This is a genomic window from Parvibaculum sp. (genome assembly GCF_049672805.1).
Lineage (GTDB): Bacteria > Pseudomonadota > Alphaproteobacteria > Parvibaculales > Parvibaculaceae > Parvibaculum.
The window spans coordinates 1-5,000 of record NZ_JBATWS010000141.1; the positions used below are offsets into that span (position 1 = coordinate 1).

Below are 5,000 nucleotides of genomic sequence, written 5' to 3' on the forward strand. Positions count from 1 at the left end.
CGCTGGCGCTTCTCGGCAGAGGAGATGAAGTGCAGCGTGCGCATATTGTGAAGCCTGTCAGCCAGCTTCACCAGCAGCACGCGAATATCATTCGACATGGCAAGCAGGAACTTGCGGAAGTTTTCTGCCTGCTTGGATCGTTCGGAAGTCAGCTCGATCCGCGTGAGCTTCGTCACGCCATCGACAAGGGCGGCCACCTGCGGGCCGAAGAGCTTTGTCAGCTCTTCCATCGTCGCGCCCGTATCTTCAATTGTGTCGTGCAGAAGCGCCGTCACGATGGTCGCAGTGTCAAGCTTGAGATCGGTGAGAATGCCGGCAACTTCGATGGGGTGCGAGAAATAAGGATCGCCATTTGCCCGCTTCTGGCTGCCATGCTGCTTCATGGCATAGACATAGGCGCGGTTGATCAGGGCTTCGTCCGCTTTCGGATCGTAGCCGAGCACGCGATCAACGAGCTCATACTGACGCAACATCCTCGAAATTCTCGAACTCCCTTCTTTTCTCTCTGGCTGCACTGTTCAGCCTGATCCTAACACCACTTCGTAGCGCACAAATGAAAAGCGCCGCCCCTCACCTTTCGGCCGGGCGGCGCTTGAACCGAATATTTCTGGACCGAAAGCCGTGCGCCCGGCCCTGCCTGATCAGTCTTCCGCGTCCATCTCGTCCGCATCTGCAGATTTCTGCTGCGGCGAGTCGATCTGGGTCTGAATGGCGCGAAGAAGCTCTTCCTCGCTCATGCGCTCGCCACCCAGTTCAGATGCACCGAATGTATCCTGCACCTGCACATCGCTGCCAGCCTCACCCGAGATGAGAAGCTGCATGCTCTCGACTTCGGGCTCTTCCGTGTCAACGCGGCTCTGCAGGCTGCTGATCAGGTCTTCACGCAGATCGTCCGGCGTGATGGTCCGCTCGGCAATTTCGCGCAGCGCCACGACGGGGTTCTTGTCATTGTCGCGGTCAACCGTCAGCTCCGCACCCGCCGACATGGCGCGCGCGCGATGAGCGGAAAGCAGCACCAGTTCGAAACGATTGGGCACCTTGTCGACGCAGTCTTCAACGGTCACGCGGGCCATGAGACAATAACTCCAGTAAGCAGGATCAGGATTTGGCCTGTTATGTAGGGGTTCGACCGCCAGAACGCAAGCAAAAGCAGGCTCTTAGGCCCCGATCCTGACCATTTTTCAGCGCTCGAGCCGCCGGATTTCAGCCAGTTCCGCAGCCGGAAGCCGGGCAATCAGCCGATCCACCCCCTCTCCCGTGACGGGGTGCCGCCAGTTCGGCGCCACATCGCGGAGCGGAACCAGCACAAAACCGCGCTCCCCGACCCCGGGATGCGGCAGGGCAAGCGGCATTCCGGAAACCCCGCTCATCCCGCTCTGGCCCGGTGTGATGAGGCCCCGATAGTCAATCAGATCAAGGTCCAGCACCCGGGGCGCCCATCGCCCGCGCCGGACCCGCCCGAACAGCCCTTCGATCCGGTGAAGCATGGCAAGCAGCCCTTCCGGCGGCAGGGCGGTCTCCACCGCCGCAACAGAGTTAACATAATCAGGCTGCTCATAACGCGCCAGCGCGGGCGTCACATAGAAAGGCGCACAGCGGACCACCTTGATGCCCATGCCGGGCATGAGGCGGAGAGCCGCCCGCAACGTGTCCGCAGGTCCTCCTTCCGTGCCCGGCAGATTCGCGCCAAGCGCCACGAGAATGTCAGCCATGCACAACCATCACGAGTTCACGGAAAAATTGAACGGAGATACGGCATCCAGCTCTTAAATCCCGCGTAAAACTTGCACAATGGCTCGTTCCCGCCATAAGTGTCCTCTACATTGCCTGATGAGTGCCATACGAGCGTTCCCGCGCGATTGGAGCCACGCCCCGGTTCTACTCATAATGCCCATCTGTCTGGAGTACTTTGAATGATCTATTACCCCCATGAAAGAATGGCTCTCTTCATTGATGGCGCAAATCTGTACTCCGCAGCTCGCGGCCTCGGCTTTGACATCGACTACAAGCGGCTTCTCGAACATTTTCGCAGCAAGGGTACGTTGATCCGCGCCTTCTATTACACGGCGCTGCTCGAAGATCAGGAATATTCACCGCTCCGCCCGCTGATCGACTGGCTCGACTATAATGGCTATGCCGTGGTGACGAAGCCCGCCAAGGAATTTACGGATGCAACGGGCCGTCGCCGCATAAAGGGCAATATGGATATCGAACTGGCGATTGATGCGCTGGAACTGTCCGACAAGCTCGACCATCTCATCATCTTTTCCGGCGATGGCGATTTCCGCCGCCTTGTCGAAGCGCTGCAGCGCAAGGGCAAGCGCGTCACTGTCGTCTCCACCATGCGCAGCCAGCCGCCCATGATCGCTGACGAACTGCGCCGCCAGGCCGATCAATATATCGACCTCGAAACCATGCGCGATGTCATTGGCCGTGCTCATTCCGAGCGCCCCGCGCCAGCCTTCCGCAATGATGTCGATTACGACTATGACGACGAGGATGAGGGAGATTTTTCGTCCCCCACAAAGGTCTGATCCTGTGCCCCCTCGCCCTGCCTCCGTCGTCCACCCTGCCGAAGCACCGCTCGACTGCCCGCTCTGTCCCCGCCTCGTGGCCTATCGCCACGACAATGCCGCCGCGCATCCGGACTGGTTCAATGCTCCCGTTCCCTCATTCGGCGACGAGGCAGCGCAACTGCTGATTGTCGGTCTCGCCCCCGGCGTACAGGGCGCCAACCGCACCGGACGGCCTTTCACCGGCGACTATGCGGGCGATCTTCTCTACGGCACCTTGCTGGAATTCGGCTTTGCGAAGGGCACCTATCAGGCGCGGCCCGATGACGGGCTGAAGCTCACAGGCGCGATGATCACCAACGCCGTTCGCTGCGTGCCGCCGCAAAACAAGCCGACCCCCGCCGAAGCAAAAACCTGCCGGCGCTTTCTGGAAGCGCGCATGGCGGCGCTGCCGAACCTTCGTGCCGTATTGGCGCTCGGCCGCATTGCGCATGACGCTGTGCTCTCCGCCCGCGCTGTCCGCAAGACTTCCGCCCCTTTCGCGCATGGCGCGACGCATGACATTGGCGAGGGCCTGCGCCTTTTCGACAGCTATCACTGCTCGCGCTACAACACGAATACGCGCCGTCTGACGCCGGAAATGTTTCAGGACGTATTTTCTGCCGTGAAAACCTGGCTCGATAGCTGACCGCCGGGACCGGCGTCAGCCCTTTTCGCGCAAAAGCCGCGCCTTGTCGCGCTCCCAGCTCCGCTCCTTGAGCGTCTCGCGCTTGTCGGCGAGCTTCTTGCCCTGGGCAAGCCCGATCTCGACCTTCACTCGGCCCTTTTCATTGAAATACATGCGCAGCGGCACAATCGTCATGCCCTGCCGCTGAATGGCCGCCGTCAGCTTGTCGATCTCGCGGCGATGAAGCAGCAGCTTTCGCGGACGGCGCGTCTCATGGTTGAAGCGGTTTGCCTGCAGATAGACGGGGATATAGGCGTTGACCAGCATGATCTCGCCATCCTTCGTCGCATGAGCATAGGCTTCGTTCAGGCTGCCCTGACCGTTTCGCAAGGATTTCACCTCGCTGCCCTTGAGCTCTATGCCAGCTTCAAAGGTTTCCTCGATGCTGTAGTTGAAGCGCGCCTTGCGGTTATCCGCAATGATCTTGAGGCCATCGTTACTGGCTCTCTTCTTGGCGCCGCCACTTTTGGAAGACATGGTCTGCGGGTTTCCTTCCCGCCCCTCAGTTGAGGAGCCCCGCGCTCTTCATCGCGTCCCGCACCTTCTCTTCCGTCGGCGCACTCGCTGTCACCAGCGGCAGGCGTACTTCGTTCTCGCACAGGCCGAGCAGGCTTGCCGCATATTTGACGGGAGCCGGATTGGGATCGAGGAAAAGCGCGTTATGGAGCGGCAGCAGCCGGTCCTGAATTTCAAGTGCCTTGCGGAAGTCACCAGCAAGCGTTGCCTCCTGGAACTCTGCACAGAGTGCCGGGGCGACATTCGCCGTGACCGAGATGCAGCCAACGCCGCCATGCGCATTGAAGCCGAGCGCCGTCGCATCCTCACCGGAAAGCTGACAGAACTCCGGCCCCATAGCATTACGCTGAAGGCTCACACGGGCGAGATTTGCGGTCGCATCCTTCACGCCGACAATGTTCTTCAATTCGAAGAGCCGCGTCATCGTTTCGAGCGAGATATCGACAATGGAGCGGCCGGGAATATTGTAAAGGATGATCGGGATATCGACGGCATCATTCACCGCCTTGAAGTGGCGATAGATGCCTTCCTGAGACGGCTTGTTGTAATAGCCGGTCACGCTGAGAACGGCGTCCGCCCCTGCTTCCTTCGCAAAGGCGGTGAGTTCGATCGCTTCCACCGTATTGTTGGAGCCAGCCCCGGCAATGACCGGCACGCGCCCGCGCGCCGTTTCGATGCAGAGCTTCACCACACGCTTGTGCTCTTCATGGGAAAGCGTCGGGGATTCGCCGGTCGTGCCGCAAGGCACCAGCCCGTGAGTCCCCTGCTCGATCTGCCACTCCACAAGTTTGACGAACGCAGCCTCATCCACCTTGCCGTTCTTGAACGGGGTAATGAGTGCGACGAACGATCCCTTGAACATGACTTTGGCTCCATAGCCCCGATTGATGATACGGGGAGATTTCCGGGCGGTCCCCGAAGGCGCGCAAGATAACCGCAAGTATCGGAACCGGCAAGGAAACTGCCCCTGTTTCCCGCGACTTCCTGTTGCAGCCGGGCGCGTCTGCTGATTACTCTTGAAAAAGGAACGGAAAGGCAGGCAGATGGGTGGCCGCCAGATCGTTCGCGGCAGCAGCGCAGGTCCGGGAGGCCCAGACCGACGCCAGGAAAAACGTGTCACATAGTTCGGGTTTGAATGTTGAAAGCTCCGTCCTCGACGAAGCGTCCCGGAATTGCGGCCTTCCCCCCCAAGGCGCGCCTTTCCGGTTCATTGGTATCTCTGGCCCTCTTTCTGGCTCTTGCTC

7 protein-coding genes are annotated in these 5,000 nt (G+C 60.1%); 2 read left to right on the forward strand and 5 right to left on the reverse strand.

Going from position 1 to position 5,000, the window contains the following annotated elements:
- From WBF74_RS04520 to folK, 3 genes are all read right to left on the reverse strand, one after another.
- Positions 1 to 473 (reverse strand): HD domain-containing protein (locus WBF74_RS04520; RefSeq protein WP_424435814.1); only part of this gene is annotated, 473 nt, incomplete at its 3' end.
- Between the two features lie 168 nt (positions 474 to 641).
- Entirely contained in the window at positions 642 to 1,073 is a 432-nt protein-coding gene (rpoZ, locus tag WBF74_RS04525; RefSeq protein ID WP_424435817.1) for a DNA-directed RNA polymerase subunit omega, read from the reverse strand.
- A gap of 108 nt (positions 1,074 to 1,181) precedes the next feature.
- Positions 1,182 to 1,712: a 2-amino-4-hydroxy-6-hydroxymethyldihydropteridine diphosphokinase gene (gene folK / locus WBF74_RS04530; RefSeq protein WP_424435820.1), complete on the reverse strand. Its 531-nt coding sequence runs from the start codon at positions 1,710 to 1,712 to the stop codon at positions 1,182 to 1,184.
- Between the two features lie 201 nt (positions 1,713 to 1,913).
- Here folK and WBF74_RS04535 point away from each other — a divergent pair, with 201 nt between their 5' ends.
- Together WBF74_RS04535 and WBF74_RS04540 are read left to right on the forward strand one after the other, a co-directional pair.
- Positions 1,914 to 2,534, forward strand: a complete 621-nt coding sequence (locus WBF74_RS04535; RefSeq protein WP_424435823.1) for an NYN domain-containing protein — start codon at positions 1,914 to 1,916, stop codon at positions 2,532 to 2,534.
- Positions 2,488 to 3,201: a uracil-DNA glycosylase gene (locus tag WBF74_RS04540; RefSeq protein WP_424435826.1), complete on the forward strand. Its 714-nt coding sequence runs from the start codon at positions 2,488 to 2,490 to the stop codon at positions 3,199 to 3,201. Before WBF74_RS04535 ends, WBF74_RS04540 begins: the two co-directional genes overlap by 47 nt.
- Before the next feature lie 15 nt (positions 3,202 to 3,216).
- Here WBF74_RS04540 and smpB read toward each other — a convergent pair whose 3' ends face one another.
- Both smpB and dapA read right to left on the reverse strand, forming a co-directional pair.
- Entirely contained in the window at positions 3,217 to 3,717 is a 501-nt protein-coding gene (smpB, locus tag WBF74_RS04545) for an SsrA-binding protein SmpB (protein WP_424435829.1), read from the reverse strand.
- Between the two features lie 25 nt (positions 3,718 to 3,742).
- Positions 3,743 to 4,618 carry a 4-hydroxy-tetrahydrodipicolinate synthase gene (gene dapA, locus WBF74_RS04550; protein WP_424435832.1) on the reverse strand — a complete coding sequence of 292 codons (876 nt, stop codon included), beginning with the start codon at positions 4,616 to 4,618 and terminating at the stop codon, positions 3,743 to 3,745.
- Between the last annotated feature and the right edge of the window lie 382 nt (positions 4,619 to 5,000).

What these genes read in the sequence shown, in the direction of transcription:
- rpoZ (WP_424435817.1), bottom strand. Translation starts at nt 1,073, where the DNA reads ATGGCCCGCGTGACCGTTGAAGACTGCGTCGACAAGGTGCCCAATCGT.
- folK (WP_424435820.1), bottom strand. Translation starts at nt 1,712, where the DNA reads ATGGCTGACATTCTCGTGGCGCTTGGCGCGAATCTGCCGGGCACGGAA.
- WBF74_RS04535 (WP_424435823.1), top strand. Translation starts at nt 1,914, where the DNA reads ATGATCTATTACCCCCATGAAAGAATGGCTCTCTTCATTGATGGCGCA.
- WBF74_RS04540 (WP_424435826.1), top strand. Translation starts at nt 2,488, where the DNA reads ATGACGACGAGGATGAGGGAGATTTTTCGTCCCCCACAAAGGTCTGAT.
- smpB (WP_424435829.1), bottom strand. Translation starts at nt 3,717, where the DNA reads ATGTCTTCCAAAAGTGGCGGCGCCAAGAAGAGAGCCAGTAACGATGGC.
- dapA (WP_424435832.1), bottom strand. Translation starts at nt 4,618, where the DNA reads ATGTTCAAGGGATCGTTCGTCGCACTCATTACCCCGTTCAAGAACGGC.